This is a genomic window from Mycobacterium decipiens (assembly GCF_963853665.1).
Taxonomy (GTDB): Bacteria; Actinomycetota; Actinomycetes; order Mycobacteriales; family Mycobacteriaceae; genus Mycobacterium; species Mycobacterium decipiens.
This window is the reverse complement of sequence record NZ_OY970459.1, coordinates 493,144-517,265: the sequence shown is the minus strand read 5'-3', so window position 1 is coordinate 517,265 and position 24,122 is coordinate 493,144. Positions and strand designations below refer to the sequence as shown.

General features: G+C 64.6%; 25 protein-coding genes and 1 tRNA gene. 8 read left to right on the top strand and 18 right to left on the bottom strand.

Annotation, left to right across the window (positions count from 1 at the left end; genetic code table 11):
* Positions 1-44 precede the first annotated feature (44 nt).
* Genes rfbA through AADZ55_RS02355 form a run of 3 tightly spaced genes read right to left on the bottom strand, consistent with a single transcriptional unit; the run spans position 45 to position 2,089 of the window.
* Entirely contained in the window at positions 45-911 is an 867-nt protein-coding gene (rfbA, locus tag AADZ55_RS02365) for a glucose-1-phosphate thymidylyltransferase RfbA (protein ID WP_085326883.1), read from the bottom strand.
* Between the two features lie 37 nt (positions 912-948).
* Positions 949-1,323: a nuclear transport factor 2 family protein gene (locus AADZ55_RS02360; protein WP_085326882.1), complete on the bottom strand. Its 375-nt coding sequence runs from the start codon at positions 1,321-1,323 to the stop codon at positions 949-951.
* Between the two features lie 10 nt (positions 1,324-1,333).
* Positions 1,334-2,089 carry a maleylpyruvate isomerase family mycothiol-dependent enzyme gene (locus AADZ55_RS02355; RefSeq protein WP_085326881.1) on the bottom strand — a complete coding sequence of 252 codons (756 nt, stop codon included), beginning with the start codon at positions 2,087-2,089 and terminating at the stop codon, positions 1,334-1,336.
* 105 nt (positions 2,090-2,194) lie between these two features.
* Here AADZ55_RS02355 and AADZ55_RS02350 point away from each other — a divergent pair, with 105 nt between their 5' ends.
* The gene (locus tag AADZ55_RS02350; RefSeq protein ID WP_085326880.1) at positions 2,195-3,688 is read left to right on the top strand and encodes an HNH endonuclease signature motif containing protein; all 1,494 of its coding nucleotides are present in this window, start codon (positions 2,195-2,197) and stop codon (positions 3,686-3,688) included.
* Here the strand turns inward: AADZ55_RS02350 and AADZ55_RS02345 are convergent.
* From AADZ55_RS02345 to AADZ55_RS02310, 8 genes are all read right to left on the bottom strand, one after another.
* Positions 3,657-4,988: a UDP-glucose dehydrogenase family protein gene (locus AADZ55_RS02345; RefSeq protein ID WP_085326879.1), complete on the bottom strand. Its 1,332-nt coding sequence runs from the start codon at positions 4,986-4,988 to the stop codon at positions 3,657-3,659. The two genes, AADZ55_RS02350 and AADZ55_RS02345, sit on opposite strands and share 32 nt — an antisense overlap.
* Positions 4,989-5,075: 87 nt before the next feature.
* Positions 5,076-6,446 (bottom strand): DUF7159 family protein, encoded by a 1,371-nt coding sequence (locus AADZ55_RS02340; RefSeq protein WP_423202345.1) that lies wholly within the window; start codon positions 6,444-6,446, stop codon positions 5,076-5,078.
* 94 nt (positions 6,447-6,540) lie between these two features.
* Positions 6,541-7,113 (bottom strand): dCTP deaminase, encoded by a 573-nt coding sequence (gene dcd, locus AADZ55_RS02335; RefSeq protein ID WP_085326878.1) that lies wholly within the window; start codon positions 7,111-7,113, stop codon positions 6,541-6,543.
* 32 nt (positions 7,114-7,145) lie between these two features.
* Positions 7,146-7,775 carry a hypothetical protein gene (locus AADZ55_RS02330; protein ID WP_085326895.1) on the bottom strand — a complete coding sequence of 210 codons (630 nt, stop codon included), beginning with the start codon at positions 7,773-7,775 and terminating at the stop codon, positions 7,146-7,148.
* A 48-nt stretch (positions 7,776-7,823) separates the two neighbouring features.
* Complete coding sequence (locus tag AADZ55_RS02325; RefSeq protein WP_085326894.1) at positions 7,824-8,738, bottom strand: glycine betaine ABC transporter substrate-binding protein; 915 nt, start codon at positions 8,736-8,738, stop codon at positions 7,824-7,826.
* Between the two features lie 71 nt (positions 8,739-8,809).
* Complete coding sequence (locus AADZ55_RS02320; protein WP_085326893.1) at positions 8,810-9,511, bottom strand: ABC transporter permease; 702 nt, start codon at positions 9,509-9,511, stop codon at positions 8,810-8,812.
* Positions 9,512-9,555: 44 nt separating this feature from the next.
* Positions 9,556-10,719: an ABC transporter ATP-binding protein gene (locus AADZ55_RS02315; protein WP_085326877.1), complete on the bottom strand. Its 1,164-nt coding sequence runs from the start codon at positions 10,717-10,719 to the stop codon at positions 9,556-9,558.
* Positions 10,712-11,359, bottom strand: coding sequence for an ABC transporter permease (locus tag AADZ55_RS02310; protein ID WP_085326892.1), 648 nt, complete (start codon positions 11,357-11,359; stop codon positions 10,712-10,714). The genes AADZ55_RS02315 and AADZ55_RS02310 overlap by 8 nt, the downstream gene beginning before the upstream one ends.
* 187 nt (positions 11,360-11,546) lie before the next feature.
* Here AADZ55_RS02310 and AADZ55_RS02305 point away from each other — a divergent pair, with 187 nt between their 5' ends.
* Positions 11,547-12,554 (top strand): LLM class flavin-dependent oxidoreductase, encoded by a 1,008-nt coding sequence (locus AADZ55_RS02305; RefSeq protein WP_085326876.1) that lies wholly within the window; start codon positions 11,547-11,549, stop codon positions 12,552-12,554.
* Here AADZ55_RS02305 and pcp read toward each other — a convergent pair whose 3' ends face one another.
* On the bottom strand, positions 12,555-13,223 hold the full coding sequence (pcp, locus tag AADZ55_RS02300) for a pyroglutamyl-peptidase I (RefSeq protein ID WP_085326875.1): 669 nt from the start codon (positions 13,221-13,223) through the stop codon (positions 12,555-12,557).
* Between the two features lie 85 nt (positions 13,224-13,308).
* On the opposite strand from pcp, the gene AADZ55_RS02295 reads away from it, so the two are divergent.
* From AADZ55_RS02295 to AADZ55_RS02285, 3 genes are all read left to right on the top strand, one after another.
* On the top strand, positions 13,309-14,079 hold the full coding sequence (locus AADZ55_RS02295; protein ID WP_085326891.1) for a hypothetical protein: 771 nt from the start codon (positions 13,309-13,311) through the stop codon (positions 14,077-14,079).
* Between the two features lie 29 nt (positions 14,080-14,108).
* Positions 14,109-14,182: transfer RNA gene (locus tag AADZ55_RS02290), tRNA-Gly, on the top strand.
* Positions 14,183-14,357: 175 nt separating this feature from the next.
* Positions 14,358-15,296 (top strand): toll/interleukin-1 receptor domain-containing protein, encoded by a 939-nt coding sequence (locus AADZ55_RS02285; protein ID WP_341286261.1) that lies wholly within the window; start codon positions 14,358-14,360, stop codon positions 15,294-15,296.
* On the opposite strand, the gene AADZ55_RS02280 is transcribed toward AADZ55_RS02285, so the two are convergent.
* The 4 genes from AADZ55_RS02280 to AADZ55_RS02265 form a co-directional block, all read right to left on the bottom strand.
* Positions 15,293-15,730, bottom strand: a complete 438-nt coding sequence (locus AADZ55_RS02280) for a tyrosine-type recombinase/integrase (RefSeq protein ID WP_242670318.1) — start codon at positions 15,728-15,730, stop codon at positions 15,293-15,295. The two genes, AADZ55_RS02285 and AADZ55_RS02280, sit on opposite strands and share 4 nt — an antisense overlap.
* A gap of 307 nt (positions 15,731-16,037) precedes the next feature.
* Positions 16,038-16,646, bottom strand: coding sequence for a hypothetical protein (locus AADZ55_RS02275; RefSeq protein ID WP_119185064.1), 609 nt, complete (start codon positions 16,644-16,646; stop codon positions 16,038-16,040).
* A gap of 1 nt (position 16,647) precedes the next feature.
* Positions 16,648-16,932, bottom strand: a complete 285-nt coding sequence (locus AADZ55_RS02270; protein WP_085326873.1) for a hypothetical protein — start codon at positions 16,930-16,932, stop codon at positions 16,648-16,650.
* Between the two features lie 144 nt (positions 16,933-17,076).
* Positions 17,077-17,472, bottom strand: a complete 396-nt coding sequence (locus AADZ55_RS02265; protein ID WP_341286260.1) for a recombinase family protein — start codon at positions 17,470-17,472, stop codon at positions 17,077-17,079.
* A gap of 1,044 nt (positions 17,473-18,516) precedes the next feature.
* On the opposite strand from AADZ55_RS02265, the gene AADZ55_RS02260 reads away from it, so the two are divergent.
* The gene (locus AADZ55_RS02260; protein ID WP_085326871.1) at positions 18,517-18,903 is read left to right on the top strand and encodes a type II toxin-antitoxin system PemK/MazF family toxin; all 387 of its coding nucleotides are present in this window, start codon (positions 18,517-18,519) and stop codon (positions 18,901-18,903) included.
* A 1,103-nt stretch (positions 18,904-20,006) separates the two neighbouring features.
* Here the strand turns inward: AADZ55_RS02260 and AADZ55_RS02255 are convergent.
* The gene (locus AADZ55_RS02255; RefSeq protein ID WP_085326869.1) at positions 20,007-20,876 is read right to left on the bottom strand and encodes a hypothetical protein; all 870 of its coding nucleotides are present in this window, start codon (positions 20,874-20,876) and stop codon (positions 20,007-20,009) included.
* Positions 20,877-21,343: 467 nt separating this feature from the next.
* Here AADZ55_RS02255 and AADZ55_RS02250 point away from each other — a divergent pair, with 467 nt between their 5' ends.
* Positions 21,344-22,078: a GIY-YIG nuclease family protein gene (locus AADZ55_RS02250; RefSeq protein ID WP_085326868.1), complete on the top strand. Its 735-nt coding sequence runs from the start codon at positions 21,344-21,346 to the stop codon at positions 22,076-22,078.
* Positions 22,079-22,124: 46 nt separating this feature from the next.
* On the opposite strand, the gene AADZ55_RS02245 is transcribed toward AADZ55_RS02250, so the two are convergent.
* Complete coding sequence (locus AADZ55_RS02245) at positions 22,125-22,295, bottom strand: hypothetical protein (RefSeq protein ID WP_165759445.1); 171 nt, start codon at positions 22,293-22,295, stop codon at positions 22,125-22,127.
* Between the two features lie 52 nt (positions 22,296-22,347).
* Here AADZ55_RS02245 and AADZ55_RS02240 point away from each other — a divergent pair, with 52 nt between their 5' ends.
* Positions 22,348-24,108, top strand: a complete 1,761-nt coding sequence (locus AADZ55_RS02240) for an aminotransferase class I/II-fold pyridoxal phosphate-dependent enzyme (RefSeq protein WP_085326866.1) — start codon at positions 22,348-22,350, stop codon at positions 24,106-24,108.
* Positions 24,109-24,122 lie beyond the last annotated feature (14 nt).

Sequence of the window (24,122 nt, the reverse complement as noted above, 5' to 3'; positions counted from 1 at the left end):
CGCGGAGGACGCTCGATAGACCCAGCAGCCGAAGCCCGTCGAAATCAGTTCCGTTCCAATAGCTCCAGCAAGTAGCTGCCGTATCCGGACTTAACCAGCGAGTGGGCGCGCCGAGTCAACTCCTCGTCGCCGATCCAGCCCATCCGCCACGCCACTTCCTCGGGAATGCTCACCTTCAGGCCCTGCCGGCGTTCCAGCGTGCGGACGAAATCGGCGGCGTCCAGCAACGAGTCGAAGGTCCCGGTGTCCAGCCATGCCGTCCCGCGGGCGAGCACCTCGACCGCCAGCCGACCCTGGTTGAGGTAGACCTGGTTGACCTCGGTGATCTCATATTCACCGCGCGCCGATTTCGTTAAGCCCCTGGCGATCTCGACGACGTCGTTGTCATAGAAATACAGGCCCGGTACGGCGTAATGCGACTTCGGGGTGGCGGGTTTCTCCTCAAGCGACAGCGCCACTCCGTCGGCGCTGAACTCAACGACACCGTAGGACGACGGGTTAGCCACCCAGTACGCGAAAATAGCCCCGCCGCTGATGGATTGGAAACGTTTCAGGCTAGTCCCCAAACCTGGGCCGTAGAAGATGTTGTCCCCCAACACCAATGCCACCGAGTCGGTGCCAATGTGGTTGGCGCCGATCACGAATGCCTGCGCCAGTCCGTCGGGTTGATCCTGGGTTGCATAACTGATGTTCACGCCGAATTGCGTACCGTCGCCGATGAGTCGGTGAAACCCGGGGGCGTCGTGCGGGGTGGTAATCATCAGAATGTCGCGGATGCCCGCCATCATCAGCGTGGTGAGCGGGTAGTAGATCATCGGTTTGTCATACACCGGCAGCAGCTGCTTGCTGATGCCCATGGTGATCGGGTACAGCCGCGTGCCCGATCCGCCGGCCAAGATGATCCCGCGCATAGGTGGCTCCTCACGCCTCAGTCGACCTCGGTCGACCTCATTCGACCACGTCGGCCTCGGTGAGATCGGTGGCCGCCAACGCTGACGCCAGGTCTTCATGGCGGAACACCGAGGTGACACGATCGTGGACCACGCGGAACGCGGACGCGGCGTTCGTGACCGCGCCGGGAGCGTCGGGGCTGCCGATCTTCTGCTCGACAACCACGACTCCGTCGTGCACGTACATCCGACCAAGCTCGGCCGTCGTCGTGAGCGAGCTGGCCCACTCGCGCAGTGCCGCATGCCCCTGTGCGGCTCCGCGCGCGTCGCCGATCTCGATGTCGTCACTGGACAGGGCCACCAGGGTCTCGACGTGGGAGGTGTTGAGGGCGTCGTGCCAAGCCAGGACGGTGGCGATCTCCGATGTGGTCATGGTCTGCAGTTTAAAGAGGTGTGCGATCCAACCACTTTTGCCATACGGTGTCGTCGCCGAAAAGCTCGATGCCGGTGTCGGCGACCGAAACCCGGCGCACCATAGCCAATAACAGCTCCGTGGCGCCACCGCGCGCCGCGACCGTACCCTTGCCGTGCTCGTGCGACCAGGTTATCCCACCCCGTGAGACGCCGATCGTCCATTCGCCAGCAGCACCTAGCCCGGGATCGGTGGCGTGCAGATGCATGGTGTTGTCGCCTTCGAGCGGCAGCGCGCCGCCGGCGCTGCCGGCCTGGATCACGACGCGTTCCAGCCATTCGCTGATCCCATCCGCCGCGATATCCGGGTCGAGCGTGAAGTCGCTCCCAACCGCAATTGCCGCGTCGGCTCGGTGCACCGCCACCTCGTGCATCCGGCGCCGGACCCACCAATACGCCGGGCGGGGTCCGAGGAATGTCCACACCGACGTTTCCACACCCGTCTGTTCGACGGCGTCGACCACCAGCTGCGCCCCGCCGTGCAACCAGGAGACCGTTTCGTCGCGATCCGGTGGCGGCTTGCCGCCCTCGACGCCGCGCGGATCGAGGAAATGGTCGAGTCGATCGCGGATGATCTGGGCCGCCCAGCGGTCCCCGCGCCCGACGTGGCGGACCAGTTGACCGAGGCTCCAGCCCGGGCAGGTCGGCACCGGCGTCGATGGATCGGCGGTGCGGACCAGTTCTGCGAAGGCCCGGGTCTGCTCGAGGTACACCGGCGCGTAGTCCATCTTGGCGAGGCTACTCGTGGCGGCGATTACCCACAGTCTGATGTTTGTCCACAATCCGTGATTTCAGTCGTGTCGGCCTCACCCACCGCACCTAGACTCGAAAGCATGTTCGATACTGTCGCAGACGCGGCCCTGGTGGCAACGATCGACGCGTCCGCACGAGCGGAATCAGCCGCGGCCGCACGCCGGCTCGCCGCGATCGCCGAGCTGGTGGCCCGCCGCGCCGATAGCCCCGCCGACCGCGGCCGCTGGTCCTGCGACAACTGGGACGCCATTGCCGCCGAAGTGGCCGCAGCACAGAACATCAGCCACGGCGTGGCCTCCGGTCAGATGTATCTGGCCGTGGCGTTGCGCCACCGGCTACCGAATGTGGCCGCCCTGTTCGCCGAGGGCGCCATCAGCACCCGCCTGGCCAGCACGATCGCCTGGCGCACCGCCCTGATCACGAACCCGGACGCCATGCGGCGGGTCGACACCGCCGTGGCCGACGACGCCGAACACTACGGCCCGCTCTCGGAGGCCAGAACCGCCCGAGCCATCGACGCCATCATCGACCGCTACGACCCCGCCGCGCTGCGCCGCACCCGCGCCGGCGCCCGCGGGCGCGACGTCGTCATCACCCCGGATGACAACGACAGCGCCATCGCAACCCTGTGGGGCTCGCTGCTGGCCACCGACGGCGCCGTGCTGGATCGCCGCCTCTCGGAGATGGCCGGCCAGATCTGCGACGACGATCCGCGTACCCTCGCCCAGCGCCGCGCCGACGCGCTGGGCACGCTGGCCGCCGGTGGCCAACGCCTTGCCTGCGCCTGCCAGCGCGCCGACTGCCCCGCCCGTCCCGATACCGACCCGCGCGCCGCGGCCGTGGTCATCCACGTCGTCGCCGACGCCACATCCCTGACCGCACAACCCGACCCGCACACCAATGGCGAGCGATCGTCACGGCCCATCACCGCGGACATGACGCTGCACGAGGCTCTGGCCCCCGACCCGGAACCGCCCGCAAGCTGGTTGCCACCGGCCCAGATCATGGGCGGCGCGACCGTGCCCGCACCGCTGTTGGCCCAACTTGTCGCCGCCGGAGCCAAAGTTCGCCGAGTCGCCTCGTTCACCGAGGTCGTTCCCGAGACTGGGTATCGCCCCTCAGCCCAACTGGCGCGCTTCATCCGTTGCCGCGACCTGACTTGTAGGTTCCCGGGCTGCGATCGACCAGCGGAGTACTCCGACATCGACCACACAATCCCCTACCCGCTCGGGCCCACCCACCCGTCCAACCTCAAATGCCTTTGTCGCAAACATCATTTGCTGAAAACTTTCTGGGACGGGCCCACCGGTTGGCGCGACCACCAACACCCCGACGGCACCATCACCTGGACGTCGCCGAGCGGACATACCTACACCACCCGACCAGGCAGCCGCCTGCTGTTTCCCGCCCTGTGCCTGCCCACCGGCGAATTATCCACCGCCGCAACGGCACAACCACAGACCCAACGCGGCCTGATGATGCCGACACGCCGGCGCACCCGCCAGCAAGACCGCGCCTACCGCATCAATGCCGAACGCGCGCTCAACCTCGAGGCCGCCCCGCGCCGAGCCTGAACACCCGCCAGCCGGCCCGTTGCCATCGGGCGGTGTCGAGGCAGTTGCGGCCGTCCACGATGACGCGCGCCCGCACCCGGTCGGCTAGGTCGGCGGGCTCGAGGTCGACGAACTCCCGCCATTCGGTAAGTACCAGCACCGCATCCGCGCGCTCGCAGGCCTCGGCGACCGAAACCGCATAGTTCAACGTGGGAAACAGTCGATTCGCGTTGTCCAGAGCCTTTGGGTCGTACACGTTGACCGCGGCCCCGTTGAGCTGGAGCTGGCCCGCCACATTCAGTGCAGGCGAGTCGCGCACATCGTCGGATTCGGGTTTGAACGCCGCTCCCAGCACGGCGATGTTGGCGCCCAGCAGCGATCCGCCGCACGCGCTGGTGGCCAGTTCGACCATCCTGGTGCGCCGGCGCATGTTGATGCTGTCCACCTCACGCAGGAACGTCAGCGCCTGGTCGGCGCCCAGCTCGCCGGCACGGGCCATGAAGGCGCGGATGTCCTTGGGCAAGCAGCCGCCGCCGAAACCCAAGCCCGCGTTGAGGCATTGGCGTCCGATTCGTGGGTCATATCCGAGCGCATCGGCCAACAGGCTGACGTCGGCACCCACCGCTTCGCACACCTCGGAGATTGCGTTGATGAACGAAATCTTGGTCGCCAGAAAGGCATTGGCGGACACCTTGACCAACTCCGCGGTCTGCAGATCCGTTACCAGAAGCGGCACGCCCGCTTTCAGCAGCGGCGCGTACAGCTCACGGACGGCCACCTCGGCGCGTTTCGAATTATCTTGTACCCCAAGAACAATGCGATCTGGGTTAAGGGTGTCGTGCACCGCGAAGCCCTCGCGCAGGAATTCCGGGTTCCAGGCAATTTCGACGTCGACTCCCCGGGATGCCAGTGCACCTGCGCGGTGGCCCAGTTCGGTCGCGGTGCCCACCGGAACTGTGGACTTGCCGACCAGGACCGACGCCCTGGTCAGTCGCGGCACCAGCGTGTCGATGACGGCGTGTACATGCCGCAAGTCGGCGCCATATTCGCCCTTCTTCTGCGGCGTGCCAACCCCGAGAAAGTGCACATCGGCGAAATCGGCGGCTACGTCGTAATCGGTGGTGAACCGCAACCGTCCCGCTGCCAGGTTTTCGGTCAACAGCTTTCGCAGCCCGGGCTCGTAAAACGGAATGTCGCCGCCGGCGAGCTTGGCTACCTTGCCCGGATCGATATCGACTCCGAGGACCTCGTGTCCCATTTCCGCCATACCGACGGCGTGCGTGGCGCCCAGATAGCCGGTGCCAAACACGGTGCATCGCATACCACTGTGTGTAGGTGGTCGCGATGAGCGAACCGCATCGCGACGCGAAGCGTTAGGCGAACAGCAGGTGACAGCTAGCCGGCGAAATCAGATGCCGGGGATCCCCGGGATGTCGATCCCGCCGCGGCGACCACCGCCGCCGGGGATTCCCGGGATGTCGATGCCGCCGCGGCGCCCCCCGCTGCGCCCGTCGTCGTCACGGTCGCCTCCGCCGCGGGGGAATCTGCCGCCCGGGAACCCGTCCCGGACGTCGGGGTCGAACGGCAACTGAGGACTAAGAATCGGAGGTAGCGGTATCGGAATCGGAACCGGAATCGGAATGGGTGCCGCCGGCACCGGGGCCGGAGCCGCTGGCACCGGGGCCGGAGCCGCCGGCGCCGGGGCCGGAGCTTCCGGCACCGGAGCAGGTACCGAAGCGGCCGGCACCGGAACAGGGGCTGCCGGGGCCGCCGGTACCGGAACAGGGGCCTCCTGCACCGGAACAGGGGCTTCCTGCACAGGAACAGGGGCGGGTTGCGGGGGTGCGACGATGTTCTGCCCCGGATCGGGCCGCACATCGCTCGTCGTCCGGAAGCTGATCGCCAGAGAAAAGACCAGCGCAGCGACCCCAATGATGAAGATCGACGCCAATACGCTGCCGAGCAACGCGAACGGTTTCGGATCGCGCTGTTCCACGCCGACGACATCGGTCGCGTCAACCGATCCATCAGCGACCGCACTGTAGGCCAGGGCCCCGGTGCCGGGATCCTGTGCATAGGCCCGCGCCACCGTGGCGGCCGTGACCAGCCGCGCGTTCGCCGACGCGAGCGCCGCGCCCCGGGCGAGCGCGGTCTCCGGCTCGTCGGGAGCAGTCACCGGAAGCGAGGTCGCGGCCTGCAGTGCGGGCTTTATCAGCGGAATATCGACGCCAGCGCCGACGACAAATACAGCGTCGGGACAAGTCTGCAGCGCCTCGGCGCTACAGACCATCGTTGCCAACTGGGCCACCGCCGCGTCGTCGTCGTCGGCCAGCAGCTGCTGATCGAAGTCGGCGATGGACCCATCGGCGCCGTCGACGACCGCCAGGGTCGCGGCGGCGGGCTCGACGAACAGCAGCGCTGTCCGAGCATGGTCGGTTTCGTTGCCGACCGCATGAGCCAGCGCTGCCGCGGCCAGAAATGCCGAGACCAGCATGACGTTCTCGATCTTGCGGGCGGCCAACGCGTCATGCAGTGCGACGGCCTCGATGGGATCGGTCCAGCTGACTCCGGTCGACATCAGCTGGTAGCCACCCTCAGCTGCGCCGTCCCTGGTCCCAAGGATCGCCGAAATCACCTGTTCGGCCGCGTCGACGGTGGCGTGGTCAGCACCGATGTCGAAATCTTCTTCGTCGACGGTGGCGCCATCGCCGTTCTCACCTTCGACCAGCACCAACCGGACTGCGGTCGGCGCCAGTGACACACCAAGTACGGTGTCCAAAGCTCCCCCATGGACTATCGCTGGGCAATCAATATCACCCGTATTGCCCTTATGTATCTCTTATAGTTCGACCATACCCGCCGCCCGCCGGAGGCTAGGTAGACCTAATGAAGTTCTGGTAGGAGCGCGACGGTGTGGGCCCCCGCTGGCCCTGGTATTTCGACCCCACTCGCGAACTGCCGTAGGGATGCTCCGACGGGCTGGTCAGCCGCAAAATGCACAGCTGGCCGATTTTCATGCCGGGCCACAACGTGATCGGCAGGTTGGCAACGTTGGATAACTCCAGCGTGATGTGACCGCTGAAGCCCGGATCGATAAAGCCCGCAGTCGAATGCGTCAGCAGACCCAGCCGGCCCAGCGACGACTTGCCTTCCAGCCGTCCCGCCAGATTGTCGGGCAGAGCGAAAAGCTCCAGCGTCGAGCCGAGCACGAATTCGCCCGGGTGCAGCACGAAGGGTTCTCCGTCGACCGGTTGCACCAGGCTGGTCAGCTCGTCCTGCTGCTTGGCCGGGTCGATATGGGTGTAGCGAATGTTGTTGAACACCCGGAACAGGCAGTCGAGCCGGACGTCGATGCTGGACGGCTGGACCAGGGTGTCGTCGAACGGGTCGATGGCCAACCGCCCGGCGGAGATTTCGGCCCTGAGGTCACGATCGGAGAGCAGCACCCGACGAGCGTAGCTGCCGCCGCACCCGTTGCTCAGCGGATATAGAGTTCCTCGCCGGTGGGGTATCCGCCGCCGACGGTCGTGATGTGAATGTGGTCGTAGTGGCCGGCCCCGGTTGCCCGCCCGCCGTTGGGCGTGTAGTACACGCCTCGCCAAATCGCATCCTGCATCCCGAATCGAGTCGCGTTGCTCAACACGAAAGCGATGATCTCGTTTCCCAGCGCTATGCCCTCGGCGGTGTGGGGGTTGGGAACCATCACGTCGAGCGCCAAACCATTGGGATGCCACCTCAGCGCATCCGGTCGCACACCGCCGATTTCGTGAATTTCGGGGAAAGCCGCGCTGACACTGCGAGCCGTCAAGATGGTCTTGACCTGTAGGCCCTGCTCTGGTGCGACCCCTACCGGCAAATACCGAGATGCGATCCGCCATCTCGACGCCGCAACGAACCTGCCGACGGTACGACCCGTACCGACTTCGCCGCGGTCGGCGGACACGATCTCGACGCAACACGGCGCGCCAATAACCGGGTTGGCGTCGTCTTGGGCGGCCAGCGCACCGACATCGCCCCCCGCGGCGAAGAACACGGCGGCCGGAGCGAGGACCGCAGCCAGGACTGCTGACGACTTTCGCCGTTCCCTGGCTAATTCATGCCTGCCCACCCAGAGCACATTACGACAAGATAACGAAAGAATAAATATCCAATATATCTAGGACAACAGTCCCTCGTGGATGAGCCAGTCCCGGGCCACCAGCGCGGGCTCCTTGCCGTATTTGTCGACCTTGGCGTTCAGCGTCGACATCACGTCATTCGTGAGCTTCGGGTTCAGCTGGGCAAAAATCTCTGCCAACTCCGGGTGTTCAGCGAGCAGGTGCGAATTGATCACTTCGGTCACGTTGTAGAGAGGGAAGAAACCCTTGTCGTCCGCTAGCACCCGCAGGTGCAGAGAGACGATGCGGCCGTCGGTAGTGAACACGTCACCAAAGTTGCAGTCGCCGTCGGCGATCGCCGTGTAGATAACTCCGGTGGCCAGCCTGGTCACCTTGCCCAGATCGGCAATGGTCAATCCGTAGGCGTGTAATGCTGGCACGAAACCATCGTTGCGGTTGGCGAACTCACTCTCGACGCAGAAGGTCAACTCGGACTTGTCGAGTTTGGCGAGGTCGGAGAGCTTGGTGACGCCGAGCTTGGCGGCCTGCGACTCCCGGATAGCGAGGGCATACGTATTGTTCATCGGCGCGGGAGGAAGCCACGTCAGCCCATTCGCCGCGTCCTGCGCGTTGACCGCACGCCACTGCTCTATCGGATCCCTGATGGGATGCTGGTGGCCGAGATAGCTGATCCACCCGGTACCGGTGTACTCCGGTGCGACATCAGCTTCGCCCTTGAGCAAGGCCTCCCGCACGCCGTAGCTCCCGGGCGTATTGGTCATGTTTGTGACATCAGCGCCAGCGGCATTAAGGATGATGGAGAGCATGTTGCCCAGAATCAATTGTTCGGTGAAATCCTTTGCGGCAACGGTGATTCTGACCCCTTCCAGGGATTCATAGTGCCGGATCGCACCGGGATTGGCGTGCAGGACAATCCCGCTGGCCGACCGCAATCCACAACCGGCCGCCACCATGACAACGGCGACGGCGAGAACTTGCAGGCCACGGCCCAGACGGCCGCCGCCCACGCGCGGTCGCACCCTGATCACACTCCTCCTGGAACGGCGAGCATCTCGACGACGCGGGCCACCCAGTCGATGGCAAGGGCGAGGGCTGCCACCAGAACCGCCCCGACGACCAGGGTTACGGTCTGGTGCAGCTTGATACCGGTGGTAATCAGCTGACCCAGCCCGCCGGAACCCGTGAAGGACGCAAGAGCGGCGGTACCGACGATGAGCACCAGCGCGGTGCGCACCCCCGCCGCAATCACCGGTAGCGCCAGCGGGAGTTCGACCCGCAAGAGTGTCGCAGTCCGAGACATCCCCATCCCCCGCCCGGCCTCCACCAGCCTGGGATCAACTCCGTCCAGACCGGTGACGGTGTTGGCCACAATGGGAAGAGCGCCATACACGGTCAGCGCGACGACGGCTCCGAGCGGGCCGATCCCGAAGAGCACCGCGCCGAGCGCTATCAGGCCGATGGCCGGCGCGGACTGGCCGAAGCTGGCGACGGTGATGATCGGCTTCGAATAGCGGCGCATCCGCCCGCGAGTCAGGACAACACCCAGCGGAATACCGATCGCACACGTCAACACGGTGGCGGCCAGGCTCAAGGTCACGTGCTGCCGCAGCATGGTCAGCAGGTTTGCGACCCCGAGGGAACGCTGCTCTGATTCGGAGACATCGGCGACCTGAACGTAGATCAGACACCCAGCCACCGCGGCGACGGCAGCGATCGGCGGCAGCATCCAGCGGACCGGGCTGCCCCGGCCGGCCTCGGTGACGGTCGCGGTCACTGGGCAGACCCGGAAACCTGGCCCGCGCCGCGCATGCTGGCCACGGCGTCCATGATCGTCTCGGCGCGGATCACACCCTGATACGCATTGCGCCGGCCCGTCACCACCACAACACCAAGCGACGACGTCAGCATCTGCTCGAGCGCATCATGGAGTGTCGACGCCAGATTCACACACTTGAGGTCGTCGTCGCCGGGCACAGCGTCGAGCGCATTCGGCCCAGCCAGCTCCGCCAGAGACATCCATCGTTGCGGGCGGTCCTGGGCATCCAGCACGATGACGTGCTCGCGGTCGATGGACCGGGCTGCGCGAATCGCTTCGGCCGGATCGGTTCCAACGCGGGCCACGGCGGCGCCATGCAGCTCAACATCGCGAACCCGGCTCAGCGTCAGCTGTTTGAGTGCAGCACCGGCGCCCACGAAATCGCTCACGAAGTCGTCCGCCGGAGCTGCCAGAATCTCCTCGGGAACCTCGTACTGGACGATCCTCGACCCGGTCCGCAGAATCGCGATCCGATCACCGAGCTTCACCGCTTCGTCGAAATCGTGAGTCACGAATACGATCGTCTTGCGCAGCTCCTCCTGCAGGCGCAACAGCTCGTCCTGCAGTCTCGCGCGCGTGATCGGGTCGACGGCACCAAAGGGCTCGTCCATCAACAACACCGGCGGGTCGGCGGCCAACGCGCGAGCCACCCCCACCCGCTGCTGTTGACCACCCGATAGTTCCCGCGGGTAGCGGTTGCGGTACTGCGACGGGTCCAAGCTGACCAGGTCCAGCAACTCGTCGACTCGGGCGGCGATGCGCTTCTTGCCCCACTTGAGCAGGCGCGGCACGACCGCGATGTTCTCGCCGACCGTGAAGTGCGGAAAGAGGCCGGCCCCCTGGATGACGTAGCCGATGTGGCGACGGAGCTGGTCGGCGCTTTGCTTGGTCACGTCAACGTCACCGATGAAGATCCGCCCGCTGGTCGGTTCGATCAGGCGGTTGATCATCTTCATCGTTGTGGTCTTCCCACAACCCGACGGCCCGACGAGCATGACAATCTCCCCGGCCGGAATTTCCATGCTGATGTTGTCCACCGCCGGCGGAGACGTTGAGCCGTAGCGTTTGGTTACCCGATCGAGCAGAATGCGCGCACCGGTCCGCGTCGAGTCAGACACGAATCCCCCTTGGGGTGAGCAGACGGGTAATGACGTTCAGCGCGGTGTCTAGGATCACTGCCAGGATCAGGATGGCCAGGGTGGCGGCGACAATCGAATTGGTCGCGTTGGCCGCCCCCATGCGTGAGATCCCCGAGAAGATGTAGCCGCCGAGTCCGGGGCCGAGCGCGAACGCCGCAATCGCCGCGATACCCATCAGCATCTGGGCAGACACCCGCACGCCGGTCATGATCACCGGCCAGGCCAACGGCAGCTCGAGGCGCACCAGCGTGGTGCGCCCGCTCATCCCCATCGCCCGTGCCGACTCCACCAGGGATTTATCGACTCCAGTGAGCCCCACGATGACATTGCGCAGGATCGGGAACACCCCGAAGAACGACAGCATGATGACCGACGGGAGAACACCGATGCCGACTATGCCGACGAGGACTCCGAGCAGCGCATACGACGGGATTGTCAGCCCAACGGCGGTCAGTGCGTTGGCGGCCGCCACGCCAACGGGCGAACGATAGATCAACACCCCGATCACCAAGGCAACCGCGGTCGCGATGGCCAGCGTCTGAACTACCAGACTCATGTGCTGATAGGCGAGGAACGACAAGAACGGCCAGCGGTCTCGTACGAACTCGACGAAGCCCATGAAATCCGAGTCTCCTCCTAATTTGGTTCGCTGCCCGTCGAGGGCAAATCGGCCGATCACGAAGCTGGACCCACCTGATTTTAGAGCCGAGTTGTTTGATCGGCTAATCGGCCGGCGCCGGCTTGCTTCCCGCCGGCCGGGTCCGAGATCGTTGCTAGGTAGCTGGGTACGAGGTCAAGGGGTTGAAATGAGAGACATCACGACGAACGTCTGCTTCGACATGCGCGCGCCCAAATGGGCCACGCCCTCCGACGAGCTTTATAGCGCGGCATTGCAAATGGCTGCCTTCGCCGACGAGATCGGGGTCGATTTCATCGGGCTGATGGAACATCACGGCTCCGAAGACGGCTACCTGCCGCAGCCCTTCACACTGGCCGGCGGGATGGCGGCGGTGACGAAGAACGCCCGGATCCTGCTCTGCGCGGTGATCCTGCCGCTTCATGATCCCATCACCATCGCCGAACAGATCGCCGTCGCCGACCTCATGTCCAACGGGCGGATCAACGTCGTGTTTGGCGCCGGCTATGTGCCGTTCGAATTCGCGATGTTCGGCAAGTCGCTGAAAGACCGCGCGAAGCTGATGGATCTCGGAATCGACATCATCCTGCGCGCGCTCAAGGGCGAGAAGTTCGAGTTCGACGGGCGCCCGGTGCATGTTCGCCCGTTGCCGGTGCAGGAGCCGGAAAACATCTTGCTAGTCGGCGGCGGGGTGGCGGCGGCAGCCAAGCGCGCCGCGCGGTTCGACATAGGTTTTCTGCCGATGAACGGCGAGCTGGTCGACGTGTATCTCGACGAATGCCGAACCCGCAACCAGCTGCCCAGGCAGTACTTTCGGACGGGGTTGCCGATCTGCATTCATCTGTGCGAAGACCCGGACATCGGCTGGGCGGCCATCGAGAAGCAGGCCGTCCACGTCATGACCGAATACGCCAAATGGGCCGCGCAGGAAGGCGATGCGTCGACCTCTCCGTTCAGCGGGCTGATCGATCCCCAGATCCTGCGCCAGTCGGGGCTTTTTGCGGTGTGGACGCCGGACGACCTGCTCGAGAGGCTGCCCGCACTTCCGGACCGCGGCGGATTCACGTTCCAGCCGCTGCTCGGTGGCCTGTCGCCGGCCGAGGGCTGGAAGAGCCTACAACTTCTGAAGGACACGATGCCGCGACTCAAGAAGGCCCGCGAGGATGCCGCCGGCTGACTAGATCTGTAGTCGCGACGGAACCGGTTCGGTGATATCCGAGGATTGCCTGAGGGCAGCCTCGATGCCGGCCGCCACGCCGGCGACCGCGGTCTCCACCGACATGCTCGGCGCGCCGAGGTTGCGATCCAGCGCGGCAACCCTGGGCAGGCAGGGCAGATGAATCCAGCCGGCGCGAATGGGCAGGCCTTTCTCGGCAATGTGGTGCAGCACGCCATACATCAGGTGATTGCACACGAAGGTGCCCGCGGCATCGGACACGTCAGCCGGAACGCCGGCCTTGCGCATGGCTAGGACCATCGCGTGCACCGGGACGGTCGCGTGGTAGGCGACCGGGCCCCCCGGATCCGTGGGCTCACCGACCAAAACCTTGCCGGCGGTGTCGGCGAGGCCATACCGCCCGCAGTCGTTGACGTTCTGCGCGAGCCGCTCGACGGTAATCATGCTGCGGCCCGGGAATTCGCCCAGCATGATCACCAATTCCGGGTCAACGTCCGCGATGGCCTGTTGAGCCGCCGCGATTGACTCGAAGTACGCCCCGGGCACAATCCGGGATACCACCGTCGCGCCGGCGATGGTGCGACCATCCAGCGCCTCGGCGGTGAACTGTGCCGGATTGTCGGGTGTCACGCCATACGGTCCGAATCCGGTGACCAACACCTTCGACATAGTGTTCCTTCCTGGAGTCCTCCATCCCACCGTTCATTCTGCGGACCGATTTGTCCATTCCGGCGTCTCGGGCCGCGTCGCGCCGCTGCATTTGCCACCCAGACGCCACAATGTTGGCATCAGCATCTTGACAACGGCCGCCTCGCTGGTCGCCTTCCCCGTGCTCGCCGGGATCATCGGCGGCGCCGTCGCGGTCGTGCGCGCGCCGTCAGCGGCGCTGGTCAGCGGCGTGCAACATTTCGCCGCCGGCGTGGTGATGGCCGCCGTGGCCGGCGAAGTGCTGCCGGACCTGCGCGCCAGGGGTCCGCTCTGGCTGATCGTCGTGGGCTTCAGCGCGGGCGTCGCGCTACTCGTCTGGTTTCGCCAATTTGAAGACCATGGGGGGCATGAGGAAGACCACGAGGCAAACGACCACGCGGGCGAACTGCCCCTCGGATTCCTCGCGGTGGTCGCGGTCGACCTCTTTATCGACGGGTTGCTTGTCGCAACGGGCGCGACGGTGTCGACGCGCACCGCGGTCATCATCGCCGTCGCCCTGACGGTCGAGGTGCTGTTCCTGGGTCTGTCGGTGGCGCTGCGCTTGAGGCGCTCGGGAGTGCCGAGGATCCGGGCCGCGGTGATCACCGGCGGGGTGAGCCTGGCCGCCGCGGTGGGGGCCGTGCTGGGCGCGCTCGCGCTCGCCGGGGCGGGCAGCGCCGTCCTCACGCTGGTGCTGGCGTTCGCGGCGGCCGCCCTACTTTGGCTGGTCGTCGAGGAACTGCTTGTCGAGGCGCACGAGATTCCGGAGCGGCCATGGATGGCGGTGATGTTCTTCGCCGGATTTCTGATCCTGTACTGCCTGGGAGTGATGGAATGACCCCGGGTGCTAGCCTTTCGGGCAGCCACGCCGATGTAGTTCAATGGCAGAACATCAGCTTCCCAAGCTGAATACGCGGGTTCGATTCCCGTCATCGGCTCCAATGTGACCAGGGGTTTGGTTGCTCGCGTGGGGGTTCGGTGGGCGGGTGGTCCCTTAGGCGTCCCTTGCTCCCGGCGCTGTCGCCCGCCGATGGAACAATGGATAACGCTCGTGTCCGGCGACGTTCTGGAAGGGCAGCAAGTGTGCTGACGACGCGCGACAGGCTGGACCTGATCATGCGCATCACCGACGAGATGCGCCGTGTGTACGACTGGGATCGCATCGCCTTCGTCTTGACCAACTACGGGCTGACGGTGTCCGACAACGATCCCCTTGAACATGATCTCGCGGCGGCGCGTGATGACCAGCTGATCGACATGGCCGAGTTGCTTGGCCTCGATGTCCCGCCCGTCAGCACCCCGCCGAAGGCTGTAGCGACAACCGTGCGCGGCGCACAACCTCTCTTCATCTTCGCGTCGCACCTGTCCGCCGAGCGCCGATTTGTTGGTGCCATCCGCGAGGAACTTGAACGGTTCGGCGTAACTCTGTTCGTGGCCCACGACTCAATCCCCGACGATGCGACATGGCAGTACGAGATCGAGAAGGCACTGGACACCGCCGACGCTGCGCTTGTGTTCCTCCACTCGGGGTTCAAGCAGAGTGATTGGTGCCCCCAAGAGGTCGGATGGTTGATGGGTCGACACGTTCCCGTGATGGCACTCAACTTCGGCGTTACTCCGTATGGGCCGTTGGGGAAGCTCCAGGCGGGGCCGGAACGGTCTACGGTTCCGCAATTGATCGCCGAGAAGGTGTTGGACCGGGTCGCAAAACAGGAATCGCTTCTCTGCGGGCTCGTAGCCTCACTGGTGAGGGCGATGCAGCAATCGGGCTCATTCAATCGGACTGACCGAATCTGGAAGTACCTCCGCGAATTAGAATGCGACGCAAACCAATCCGCTGAGCTACTCGTCGCCGCCAAAACGAATGACCAAGTTTACCGGGCCAACTCCGCGCTAGATGGCATGTCGTATCCCCGCGCAATCATCCAATTCCTTCGGCGACAGCCCGAGGCTGATGTCATCGAGACCGACATCGATGCCTATGAACAGTTCTTGGACGAGCAGGACGCAGACGCGCGCCGAGACCGGGAAGCCGCCGAAGGTATGCCGTTCTAACCGTGGAGCAGCACAACATTTCCGCCGAAGCTGGGCTTCGGCACGGCTAGTGCGCCCAGCGCGGCATATCCGCGCTCGCGTCGTCCTCGGGGGAACAGGTGCACGTACACGTCCAGCGTCGTCCGTACGTTGGCGTGGCCCATGCGCCCGCTCAAGCGCTCGGGCTTAATCCCGGCTGCCACGCTCAAGCTCGCGTAGGTATGCCGCAGGGCATGGACTTCAACGCCGCCGGGGAGCACGGCGTTACCCGCCGTTCGGTTGGCTCGGAGCACAGCGGGCTGGAACACGGCCTTGTACAACGCGGGGTGGTGGTAAGGCTGGGTCCAGTCGAGCACCAACCGCTTCTCGGCGTCGTTCACGGTCAGCTCGGCCAAGGCTTCCGCCTGTCGCCGCGCTCGCGCCTTCGCGTCGGCGCCAGGAGTGGCATCCTTCACACCCAGGCTTGGCCGTCCCTGTGTCGGCGGGTGTCGCCCGCACGCCGGTAGGCCGGGGTGCCGTCAGCCGTACGCCGGGGAACAGCGGGGCCTGAGGCGAGTTGGTAGCCGGGTGTACGGCGCGGTAGTCGCGCAGCATTTCCACGGTGGCCGGGGTCAACGGCACGGTGCGAATGCTCTGCGGTCTTCAACTGGCCATCGCCGCGTGCCGCCCGCAACACACGTAAAATGTTGGGGCCGTGTACTATCTGCACATCGCCAACCTGTAACCCCGCCAGCTCCGCCGCCCGTAGACCCGTCCATGCGGCTAGGTGGACCAACACGTTGTAGGGCCGAGGCGTAGCTGCGACGAGCGCCGTAACCTGTTGCGCGGTAAGGAATTGTGTGCGGCGTCCACAGCACCCGGTCTGGCCTTCGCGCGCTCGGCCGACCTAACGTGCTGCGCCGGGTTGACGGTGATCCTGCCATCCGCTACCGCCTGCTGCAAGACCATCCGCACCGTAAAGAACGCATGGCGCACGGTGGATGACTTCTTGCCTGCGGCGGTGAGCCGGTTGACCCAGTCCTGTATGTACTCGCGGGTGATCTTGTTGAGCGGGTAGCCGCCGAACACCGCGTCAATGCCGAATGTCTTACCGTCGCCGCGTCGGGTTGCGGCCGGGGCGAGCGCGTAGCGGTGGTTGGCAGCGTTGTTGCGGGTGTCTGCCTTGCGGGACTCCAACCAGATCGCCGCCGCGTCACGGAACAGCATCTTGCCCTTGCCGGGGTCGAAGTCGATACCCGCCGCGAGAACGGCCTTGGCCTTGACTTCATAGGCTTCTGCGGCCTTCTTGGTCTTGAACGGGCTGTGGCTACGCTGCTTGCCGTCGGGGCCGGGCCAACGCGCAACCCAGACTCCACGCTTCTTCTGTGGCATCTTATGACTCCTTTTCTCGGGGTCTGGGTTCGGTGGCGACGTGCCGCCAGGTATGGCCACGCACGACGCTGCTCATGGTCGATTGGGTGACGCCGTAGATGTACGCGAGGTCACCCACGCCCCACCTACCCGCCGCGTAGTCGGCGCGGATCGCCCGCACGTCGTCCTCGGTGAGCTTCGCCCGTGGCTCGCGGGCTGCCGGGGCCGGTTCCGGCGCGGGGTACCGGGGCGTACTCGGGACGGTGACCCAGCGGCCGTCTGGTGCACGCTTGACGAGCGGCCTCATGCGCTCGCCTGTTCGGCTTCTGTTGCGGCCGTGGCGCTCGCGCAGATTCGGCGCACGGTCGATGCCTGCCAGTTGGGTCGGCCAGCAGGTGACAGCATGCCCTCGCCTTCCAACGCCGTTGCGATCTTCGCGAAGCTCAGCACGCTATTGCGGTCCAACACAATCCGCCGCACGACGCCCGGCTTCGCCAGCCGTGGGCGCCCAATCGGCTCGCCGCGCCGCTTCTTTGGCCGCCAGACAGGCCTTGGTCCGCTCTGAGATGAGCTCGCGCTCGTACTCGGCGAAGTTGACCACAGTGCGCGCCATCATCCGGCCTGCGGCCGTCGACAGGTCCAAGTTGATGTCGAGCACGACCAGCGACCAACCTCGGTCCTGCGCATCCTGGATTACGTTGGCGGCATGGACGACCGACCGTGCTCGCCGGTCTAGCTTGGCCACGATCAGGCCGTCGCCTTGACCGCTCGCCAAGAGGCTCAACACTTCGCGCAAGTTGCCGTTGATGTACTTGCCGCTGGCGCCTTCGTCGGCGTAGTGCTCCACGGCCCAACCGCGCCGCTTCGCTTCGGCATCGATGGCGGAGCGCTAGGCTTCCAGCCCGTTGCGGCTGCCGGCTTGCTCCTCGGTGCTTACGCGCGAGTAGCCGAACATCAACGCGCGCTGCATTTTTACTGCCGCACTCACGAGTCCGCGGCCTTACGCTCGGCGTGCTCAACGTGCCACGCGTAGGTGCGGCAGTATCTCCGTGCGATCCGCAACATGGGCCGGCTCGACCCGGGCACGTACAAGCCCGGGGCATCCGAGTTCGGCGCTGTCGGGCCCCGTGGGTACGAGACCCCGCCCAGGCCTGACGGAACGAGGTACCGGCCAACGGCAGCGACGCGGAGTCTGCGCCGGCCAGATTGATAACAGACTTCCCAGAAAAATCCCCGCGGAGCCTCAGCGAGGGAAAGTACGGCGAAGCAAGGGGAGGCGTGCGTCCTTAAGAGGCGGGACTACACCGCCTCCCCTTCGCCGTCTGCACGGCCTCCACACTTGTCGTCCCGGTTGCCGGCGGAACCCGTACCTGCCAAGGCGGGGCATTGTGCAGGGGCTATGCGGGACCGCTGCAAAGGTGTTACTCGACCGTTAGTACGGCACGCGGGACCGTTGGTGCACGGCGACAAGGGAAATTAGGGCATACTTTGGGTAGAAAGTACGTTCGAGGTTACAACCTGGGAGCCCGAGGAGGCCGTAACCGAGATGGACGCACACCGCCCTGAGCATGTGATTCGCGCAGATGACGATTCGCGGATCACGGTTGAAAGCGGACATCCTCGCGCAGAGTTTGTGCAGCTCACAGACGAGCATGGCGGCATCCACTTGATCCCGATGCATCTGTACGTCGATATCCAGGAAGAGACGCGGCAACTAAAGCTGGCGGTTGAGAAACGTCGTGAGTACTTGCGGGCCGTGAGGGAGAACACACTGTCGCTCCCGGATCGTGGCGCACCGCCAAACTGCGACGAGGGAGACCTTTCGGAGCTCGTTGATGAGGTCCGCGCGTTCGGCCGATCGCGTAGGCAAGTAAGTCGACTTTTTCGATAGATGGCACTCACGCCGATCCGCGGCGGGATCTATCTCATCCCAGACGAGGCGGTCGTGCTGTTGCCGAAAGTCGTCAAGCGGCGACTACACAAACACCGCTACTTCGTGGTTCTCAGCGGCGACACCACAAACAACGACGCAAAGTGGCCCCTCGTGTCCGGTTGCCCGCTGTCAGGTGAAACAACCCTGAAAACAAGGTTCGACATCAAACTCGGCCAAGGCGAGGGCGGTGTCGAGAAAAAGTGCTGGGTCAGGATCCCAGCCCTCCAGTCGATTGAGAAGGCCGATCTATGGCAGTTCACGGGGACGCTTGACCCCCCGAAAGTCGCTCAGATTGACGCCGCGTTGTTCGATTACCTTGGCCAGTTCGACCCCGGAGCCAGCTAAACCTACTTCTGCCTGCTCAAACGCCCGTTCGAGAAACCCCGCTGGAACCCCCGAACTACGCTTTGCGTACCAGCGACGAAGAGGTTCCGCCGGGCCCAATCGGCCTGGTTAAGGCCGGTTCCGAGGGCCGTCTAGCTGCGGCGACGGTTCGCGGAACCGCGCCAGAAAATGCTTCCCAAGCTGAATACGCGGGTTCGATTCCCGTCATCGGCTCCAGCTTCAGACGCAAGTGTCACCGGCGGCCTTCAAGATCTTGCGATTTCGGGGCTCGCCGACCAAAACTAGCCGAGAAGCCTCACCGCGAGCTTCATGGCGAACGCTGCGAACAACCGACAGACTGAAGGGCTGACGGACGCCCCTGCCGCCGGCCGCTCTACACGGTGTCGGACGATACGGGCGACTGGAGGCGCTTCTTCAGCAGCTAGATCGCTGAAGCGTCGCTCGGAAGATGTCTACTATCGTCCTCGGCAACTCTGGCTCGTTGCGCACGTACCACGTTGCCCATCTGGTGCCGTGAGCGAAACCCCAGGTGGCGGGATACATCCGATCTGCTGACACGCCCGTGACCGGCGTCGCCTCTCACCGGATCGACCGCGTGTGCGCCCATGGATGGTCGCTCGTAACCCGGACTAATGCGTACCAAAGTCCGATTTATCGACACAACTCGGACTAACGCTATAGTTAGTCCGAGTTGGGAGACATCTATGCAACCCAGAGTTGGGTGGCCTAGCCACAGCGCGGAGCGACGCCCGTGGGCACAGACCCAAAGGGGTGGCACCCGCGAGGACAGGACACTTCGTTCCGTGACAGTGTCGCTTCCCCCCTACATCGCCAAAATCGATGCCACCATCGACGCGGATATCGCTGTCGAACTCGAAGCCGCCATGAGCGAGATTTCTCGACTCGACAGCACGCATGGAACCCACCTCGCAGCTCTGCGCACTCTCCTACTTCGAACAGAATCGGTGGTGGCCGGACCCGATGGAGACGGGGCGACCCGCCGCGCGGCCACCCCGGCGAGCGCATCGGCTGAGACGGTTGGAACTACCTGTCGGCCCGGTCACGGGGCGAAGTTATTGCCTTTCGACGCCCCGTGACCGCGCTCAATTCAGGCTGACGGGCTGCCTCACGTTCTGAGGTTCGCCGTTCTCGATCCAGTTGAGTTCGACGGTGACGTGATCGGACATACCCATGTGCAAGATCAGCGGGAACCTCAGTTCGGAAAGCGGAGGCATGTCGATGGGGTCCTTGCTTTCACGATGTATCGAGCCTCTGAGTTCTGAACCAGGATCCATCGTCAGCTGCTCGGCGGTGACGTGCTCACTCTTGTTCTCCAAGACCAAGGTCGAGCGCGTTGTGAACTTCGGCGCGCCCTTCTTGTCCGCGCCGGTCTGCTCGCGGCGCTTGTCCACCCGCGCACGCGGCATCGCGTGTTCACCCTTGCGGACGACAGACGGCGCACCGAGCCCCAGGCCACCGATGTCGCTCTCGATGGCCTCCCTCACCTTGTAGGCCAAATCAATCAGATCTGCGTACACACCGAGTAGACCTTTGTCCTCCAGCTCCTTGCGGAACTTCTGGAGCCGATCCAGTTCTTTAAAGTCAGCGTTGCGGTCGACAGGTTCATCTGAGAACCAGACGTGCACCGGCTTGCCGCTTGCGGCGGCCCGTTCAATCTCCTCCGCGGTACCCGACACGGCGCTATCAGTCGCCTGGCCGAGACGCGAGTCGAACAGAGCGATGACGATGTCGGCGTCGTCCACGAGTTGGGAATTAATGACGCTCTGGCCGCCGTTCGCGTCCATCTGCGGTATGGCGTCCGTCTTCCAGAATCGTGGAAGCAGCACTGTCTGCGCGTTCTCAGCTCGCGACCCGTTCCAACCATGTAGCGCACCCTTGACCGCCTCGACTTCGTCAGCGGTATCACCCGGCGAGGAGATCATGACCTTGAGGACGTTAGAGGCGAATCCCATGTACGTAATTCTGCCAGTCGGTGCCGACACCACTCTTTGACGGCCTCCGCGCGGTCCCGTATCGGTCCCGTAGACACAGCCGAACCGGCGGCGAACGAAGGCCGTACCGAAGGCGTCGGAGAGCCGTACCGAAACTGTCCCGGAGCAGCGCAAACGCCGCCTATCGTCAGCCCGTCCACCGGCGGTTATCGCTCACACGTTCGGGCGTCGAAAATACTTCCCATGCTGAGTACGCGGGTTCGATTCCCGCATCGGCTCCACTACCGTCGCAGGTCAGGACGTTTTCGATGCCGAAAATCTCAAGTAGAGGTAGGGACTTTCCGTGGCTTGTCCGTGGACGTGCGAAACGTCTCCCCGAAATCCGTTTGCTGGCTTTGACGCGCTGGTTAGGCACGTTGGTTGTCGGTTTGGCTGGCGATTAACCGTGTCCCGCCAGGCGCGGCAGTAGGTCGATCTATGATCCCGTCATGGCGGTCAGTAGGGCCGAAATTCTGGACGAGATGCGGCGCTGCGCTGCCGACAACGGCGGCTTGCCGCTTGGCCAGCATCGTTTTGAGACCGAAACTGGAATCAAGCCGCACGACTGGCGCGGTCGGTATTGGGTGACGTGGAATGACGCGCTGAGTGAAGCGGGTTTCGGACCCAATTCGATGCAAGGACGAAAACACGATGACAGCGAATTGCTTACGCACCTAGCGGTGTTGACCCGCAAGCTGGGCAGGTTTCCGACCTACGCACACCTGAGCATGGAAAGCCGGAACAACGACGACTTTCCTGGCGAAAGCACGTTCAGGAAACGGATCGGCAGCAAGGCTGAACAGGTTGCACGACTACGCGCTTTTGCCGCTGCCGATGACGGTTTCGCCGATGTCTACGGAATTCTGTCAGCACAGACCGACGGCGCCGAACCGGCGCAATCGTCCGATGACCCGCTAGTGCAATCGACCGGCGTTGTGTACCTAATTCGGTCGGGCCGCTATCACAAGATCGGCCGATCAAATGACCTTGGTAGGCGGTCATATGAGATTGCGCTACAGCTTCCCGAAAAGGCCGTGCTAGTGCACTCATTCGAGACCGATGACCCGGCAGGTATCGAACGCTATTGGCATGAGCGATTCAAAGACCGTCGCCAAAACGGCGAGTGGTTCATTCTCTCGCCAGCCGACGTCGCCGCGTTCAAACGCCGCCGTCGCTTTATGTAGCGACTACATCCGCTGGCGTAACGGCACCAAGTTCGTACCCGTTGGCCTAGCCGTAGCCGCTAGCTTGGCCCGCCAGGGCGTCGTCACCGGAATTCATCACGGTTCGGCGCACCCGCACGTAGACCTGACCGTTGGGATTCACTGGCCAATCGATGTCGCCCACCTGTAGACCGGCCAACTCGGCGGCACGACCCGACCACAACATATCGGGGGTCATCCACGACGCCGGGTTGCCCATTCGCCACGGCGCGTTCGGTCGGCAGCTTCACATGCACGGATGCTCCGGCCACCCTGACCGTGGCGGCGGGGTCACCGAAACCGCCGCCGCGCTCTACCGCGACGGCTTGAACCCCAACTGGAACCCGCTCTACCCCAAGCAGACCCAGGTGGTTCACCGGCTGAGCGGCTACGAGTTCAGCACCGCGAACCGCTTCTGGATCACCGAACCCACCGCCCCAACCAGTAAGGACTCAACGATGGACAACCTCATCGCGCTATTCCGCGAACAAGCGGCCGTGCTCTCCGCATACGGCCGGGGTGATATGCCGACCGTCACGGCCACGCAGGCGGCACCGATGCGGCCGACGGTGGACGCGACCGCAATCGTGCGTTCCGAGATCGCGCGAGTCAGCGGGTTCCCCGAGCACAGGCTGCGCAGCAACCAGACCATCGTCGGCGACCTGGGGTTCGACTCGATCATGGTGACCGACCTGTTCACCGGGCTGAGCCGCAAGCTCCCGGGAGTGGCGATCGGTGCCGCGGCATTCGGCCCGGCCACGACGATCGGCGAGGTCATCGACGTGGCGGGCGGGCAGGTGAGCGCGCCCGCCGTCGTCCCCCAGACCCGGATCAGCGAGTTCGAGGAGGTCAAGGCCCTGGCCGACCGCATCGCACTGGTCGAGGCAGCCGGCATCGACAACCCGTACTTCATGGTCAATGACGGAGTCACCGGCGACACCTCGATCATCGACGGCGTCGAGGTCATCAACTTTTCCAGCTTCAACTATCTGGGCATGTCCGGTCACCCCGCGGTGGCCGACGCGATGGCAGACGCGGTACACCGATGGGGCAGCTCCTGCTCGGCGTCGCGGCTACTCTCCGGCGAGAAGCCGATCCACCGCGACCTGGAGCTCGAGCTGGCGAACCTCCTGGGAACCGAGGACGCCCTGGCCTTGGTCAACGGGCATGCCACCAATGTCACCGTGATCGGGCACCTGCTCGGCGCAGGCGATCTCGTCATCCACGACAGCCTCGCGCACGACAGCATCGTCCAGGGCTGCAAGCTCTCCGGGGCGACGCGCCGACCGTTCCCACACAACGATCCCGCCGCGCTTGACGACCTGCTTACCGGCATCCGTCACCAGTACCGCCGGGTGCTGATCATCATCGAAGGCGTCTACAGCCAGGACGGCGACATCGCCGACCTGCCGGCGTTCATCGAAGTCAAGCGCAAGCACGGGGCGCTGCTCATGATCGACGAGGCACACAGCATCGGGGTGCTCGGCGCGACCGGCGGCGGCATCGGGGAACACTTCGACGTCGACCGCGCCGACGTCGAGTTATGGTCGGGCACAATGTCGAAGGCGTTGGCCGGCTGCGGTGGCTACGTCGCCGGAAGCCGGCAGCTCATCGAATTCCTGAAGTACACGACGCCGGGCTTCATCTTTAGTGGCGGCATACCACCGGCCATCGCGGCGGCGGCGCTGGCCTCGATGCGCGCGATGCGCAGTGAGCCGGCGCACCTGCGGCGGCTGCACGAGTTGTCGGCGCTGTTCCTGAGTCTTGCCCGCGAGGCCGGCCTGGACACCGGTGACAGCGACGGCACGCCCATCGTTCCATGCATCCTGGGGAACTCGATGACCGCGCTGAAGCTGTCGAACGCGCTGCGCAAGCGCGGCATCAACGCCAACCCAATCCTGTACCCGGCCGTGCCGGAAGACAAAGCGCGGCTGCGGTTCTTCATCACCAGCTGCCACAGCGAAGAGCAGATCCGCTACGCGATCAAGGTGCTTGCCGAGGAGCTGGCGTGAACACCGTGCCCGCC

Bases quoted from the DNA above. Each gene is read 5' to 3' on its own strand.
- rfbA (WP_085326883.1), bottom strand. From the start codon at position 911: ATGCGCGGGATCATCTTGGCCGGCGGATCGGGCACGCGGCTGTACCCG.
- AADZ55_RS02240 (WP_085326866.1), top strand. From the start codon at position 22,348: ATGCACGGATGCTCCGGCCACCCTGACCGTGGCGGCGGGGTCACCGAA.
- AADZ55_RS02360 (WP_085326882.1), bottom strand. From the start codon at position 1,323: ATGACCACATCGGAGATCGCCACCGTCCTGGCTTGGCACGACGCCCTC.
- AADZ55_RS02350 (WP_085326880.1), top strand. From the start codon at position 2,195: ATGTTCGATACTGTCGCAGACGCGGCCCTGGTGGCAACGATCGACGCG.
- AADZ55_RS02260 (WP_085326871.1), top strand. From the start codon at position 18,517: ATGGCACTCACGCCGATCCGCGGCGGGATCTATCTCATCCCAGACGAG.
- AADZ55_RS02345 (WP_085326879.1), bottom strand. From the start codon at position 4,988: ATGCGATGCACCGTGTTTGGCACCGGCTATCTGGGCGCCACGCACGCC.
- AADZ55_RS02285 (WP_341286261.1), top strand. From the start codon at position 14,358: ATGCGCATCACCGACGAGATGCGCCGTGTGTACGACTGGGATCGCATC.
- AADZ55_RS02305 (WP_085326876.1), top strand. From the start codon at position 11,547: ATGAGAGACATCACGACGAACGTCTGCTTCGACATGCGCGCGCCCAAA.
- AADZ55_RS02250 (WP_085326868.1), top strand. From the start codon at position 21,344: ATGGCGGTCAGTAGGGCCGAAATTCTGGACGAGATGCGGCGCTGCGCT.
- AADZ55_RS02320 (WP_085326893.1), bottom strand. From the start codon at position 9,511: ATGCTGCCGCCGATCGCTGCCGTCGCCGCGGTGGCTGGGTGTCTGATC.
- AADZ55_RS02270 (WP_085326873.1), bottom strand. From the start codon at position 16,932: ATGAGGCCGCTCGTCAAGCGTGCACCAGACGGCCGCTGGGTCACCGTC.
- AADZ55_RS02355 (WP_085326881.1), bottom strand. From the start codon at position 2,089: ATGGACTACGCGCCGGTGTACCTCGAGCAGACCCGGGCCTTCGCAGAA.
- AADZ55_RS02310 (WP_085326892.1), bottom strand. From the start codon at position 11,359: ATGGGCTTCGTCGAGTTCGTACGAGACCGCTGGCCGTTCTTGTCGTTC.
- pcp (WP_085326875.1), bottom strand. From the start codon at position 13,223: ATGTCGAAGGTGTTGGTCACCGGATTCGGACCGTATGGCGTGACACCC.
- AADZ55_RS02245 (WP_165759445.1), bottom strand. From the start codon at position 22,295: ATGACCCCCGATATGTTGTGGTCGGGTCGTGCCGCCGAGTTGGCCGGT.
- AADZ55_RS02325 (WP_085326894.1), bottom strand. From the start codon at position 8,738: ATGGTGGCGGCCGGTTGTGGATTGCGGTCGGCCAGCGGGATTGTCCTG.
- AADZ55_RS02275 (WP_119185064.1), bottom strand. From the start codon at position 16,646: ATGCCACAGAAGAAGCGTGGAGTCTGGGTTGCGCGTTGGCCCGGCCCC.
- AADZ55_RS02255 (WP_085326869.1), bottom strand. From the start codon at position 20,876: ATGGGATTCGCCTCTAACGTCCTCAAGGTCATGATCTCCTCGCCGGGT.